A 2,952-nucleotide genomic window follows, 5' to 3' on the forward strand; every position below is an offset into this window, starting at 1 on the left:
GTCGGCGGCGGGGCGCGGGCTGCCGAGGATCCAGTCGCGGTCGACCGGGGGCGGCCGGTCGGGGACGCGGGGGGCGGGGGCGGGGGGCGGCGCGGGGGGGCGGGCCCGCCGGGATCCTCGGCTGGCTGCGCACCATGCCCTTCGTGGTCGCCGACGGCAGGGGCCTCGCCCGCTACCACGACGTGGTCCGCGCCCCCATGCTGCGGCTGCGCCGCACCACGTCGCCCGGCCTGTGGGCCGCGGGCCACGCGCGCCTCGCCGACCTGTTCGCGGCGCGCCGCGCGGCCGCCGAGGAGGAGATCCGCGGCGAGCCTGGCCGCCCCTGGCTGCACCCCGTGTGGCAGGCCCCGCGCCTGGAGGAGCTGTACCACCTGCTGTGCGCGGGCCCGCGTGCCGCACTGCCCGGCGCCCTGCTCGACGGCGTCGACGCCTGCCGCGCCGACCTGCCCGTCACCCGCGGCTGGGCGCGCGCGCTGGCCGACGCGGGCGCGGACGCGGACGCGCCCGAACTCGCCGCGTGGGGCGCCGACTGCCTGGCCGCGCTCGCCGACGAACAGCGCGGCTGCCTCGGCGTCCTCGACCTGCTCCTGGCCCGCGGCGGTCTCGACGTCGCGGGCCGCGTCGCCGCACAGAACACGCGCGGCCTGTGGCTCTTCCGCCTCGACCGGATGCCGGACGCCGTCGACGCGCACACCCGGGCGCTCGCCCTCGACCCGCGCGACCCGTGGGCCCACCACGGCCTCGCCCTCGTGTACCGCGCCCTGCGGGACTTCGACGCCGCGCACGAACACCTCGACCGCGCCGACGAGTTGGCGCCCGGCGTCGAGTGGGTGGTGCGCGAGCGCGGCGAGACCTACCGCAGGGCGGGCCGCTTCGAGGAGGCCCTGCGCGAGCTGGACCGCGCGCACGCCCTCGCCCCCAGGGAGCCGCTGACCCTCGGCAGCCGCGGCCAGGCCAAGTTCAGCCTGGGGCGGCACACGGAAGCCCTCGCCGACTTCGACCACGCGCTCGCGCTGCGCCCCGACTACACCTGGGCCCTGGTCCGCAGGGCCCACGCCCGCCGGCACACCGGCGACACCCAGGGCGCCCTCGCGGACCTGGCCCGCGCCGAACACCTCGCCCCCGACGCGCCCGGCACCCGCGGCGAACGCGGCGACATCCACCGCCTCACGGGCCACCACGACATGGCCATCGCCGAGTACGACGCGGCCCTCGCCCTCGACCCCGCCTACGCCTGGGCCTGGGGCGGCAGGGCCCTCTCCCTCGAAGCCCTCGGCCGCATCGAGGAGGCCCTGTCCTCCCTGGACGAGGCGCTGCGCGTCGACCCGGCGTACGACTGGGCACGGGCGCAGCGGGCGCGGATCGCCGGGCGGGAGGAGTGAGCGAGTCGGCGGCCCGGCGAACCGCCCGGCCCAGGTGGAGACTTCGGCACAGCCGGTGGGGACTGGGGGACGTGTCGGGCTGTGCGCAACGGGGGAGGCCCGATGGCGCCGGGTGAGGCGGCCGAGCCGTCCAACCAGGAGCTGATCCGCCGCAGGGGGCGGGCCGGGGAGTCGGGTGTTCTGGAGGTCTGATGGACGTCGTCCGTGGGCCCCGTGAACGTCGTTCAAAAGCGACCTCCAGGGCGACTCCTCGCAAACCACTTGGCGCCTGAACCGATCGTTCCCGGTCGATTACAGTGCTGCGCAGTCGCAACCGGTCGAGCCACGGGAGGGGGCCAGGTGGGCACTGCAGCAGCCACCGGTGTCTGGGGCCGCGCCGAGCAGCAGGACTTCCGCAGCCGGGTGCGCGGCACGCTGCTCGGGACCGCCGTGGGCGACGCCTTCGGGGCCCCCGTCGACGGCCTCGCCCTCGACGCGATACGCGAGGCGCACGGCGCCGAAGGACTCACCGAACCCGCGCCCGCGCACGGCAGGCGCGGCGCCGTCACCGCCGCCACCCAGCTGACCCTCTTCACCGTCGACGGACTCATACGCGCCCAGGTGCGCCGCGACACCGGAGCCTGGCACCCGCCGACCGACCTGCACCGCGCCTACCGCCGCTGGGCCGCCACCCAGAGCGACTGGGGCCCCGACGAGCGGCGCAAGGAGGACGGCTGGCTGGCCCGCGAGGAGTGGCTGTACTCGCGGCGCGACCCCTCCCGCGCCTGTCTGCTCGGCCTCGCCGACGAGGTGATGGGCACCCTCGAAGCACCCAAGAACCCCGAAGCGGCCGACGCCGACGCCGTCGCCAGGTCCGCGCCCTTCGGCCTCCTCGTCGGCTGGGAGCCGCAGCTCGTCCTGCAGCTCGCCGTCGAGTGCGCCGTGCAGACCCACGGACACCCCACCGCCTATCTCGCGGCGGGCGCGCACACCGTCATCGTGCACGGCCTGGCCCGCGGCGAATCCCTCGACGGCGCGATCCAGCGGACCCTCGCCCTGCTCGCCGCCCGCCCCGGCCATCAGCCCGTCACGGACGCGCTCCGGCACGCGCTCGGCGCCGTACGCCAGGGCATGCCCACGCCCGCGCGCGTCGAGGAACTCCTCGCGGACGGCACGGCCGACGGCGCGCTCGCCGCCGCCGTGTACTGCGCCCTGGTCGGCGAGGACATCCGGCACGGGCTGCGGCTCGCCGTCAACCACGGCGGCGCGTCCGCCGCCACGGGCGCGCTCTGCGGTGCGCTGCTCGGCGCCCTGCACGGCGAGACGGCGCTGCCGCCCGGCTGGCTCACCGAACTGGAGGGCCGCGCCACCATCCTGGAACTCGCCGACGACTTCGCCATGGAAATGACCCAGGGCCCGGCCCTGCACGGCCCCGCCCTCTCCTCCCCGGGCTGGCTGACCCGCTATCCCCGGGCCTGACCCCGCCCGCACGCCTCGCGCTCGCCGACGCGAGCCCGCCCCTCCGCCCGCGCGACAGCGCCCGCCGCTATCCGGGTTCCGCGCCGCGTGTCTGCCCGGTGTGTGCCGTCCG

The 2,952-nt window shown here is 77.4% G+C and carries 2 protein-coding genes; both read left to right on the forward strand.

The genetic code is table 11. The features are described 5' to 3' along the window. The first annotated feature begins 134 nt into the window (after nucleotides 1-134). The gene (locus tag ACFWZ2_RS43460; protein ID WP_384555334.1) at nucleotides 135-1,382 is read left to right on the forward strand and encodes a tetratricopeptide repeat protein; all 1,248 of its coding nucleotides are present in this window, start codon (nucleotides 135-137) and stop codon (nucleotides 1,380-1,382) included. A gap of 339 nt (nucleotides 1,383-1,721) precedes the next feature. Further along, a complete protein-coding gene (locus ACFWZ2_RS43465; RefSeq protein WP_384555335.1) occupies nucleotides 1,722-2,840 on the forward strand; it encodes an ADP-ribosylglycohydrolase family protein in 1,119 nt (372 codons plus the stop codon). Nucleotides 2,841-2,952 lie beyond the last annotated feature (112 nt).

It is taken from the genome of Streptomyces sp. NPDC059002 (genome assembly GCF_042740435.1).
GTDB lineage: Bacteria > Actinomycetota > Actinomycetes > Streptomycetales > Streptomycetaceae > Streptomyces.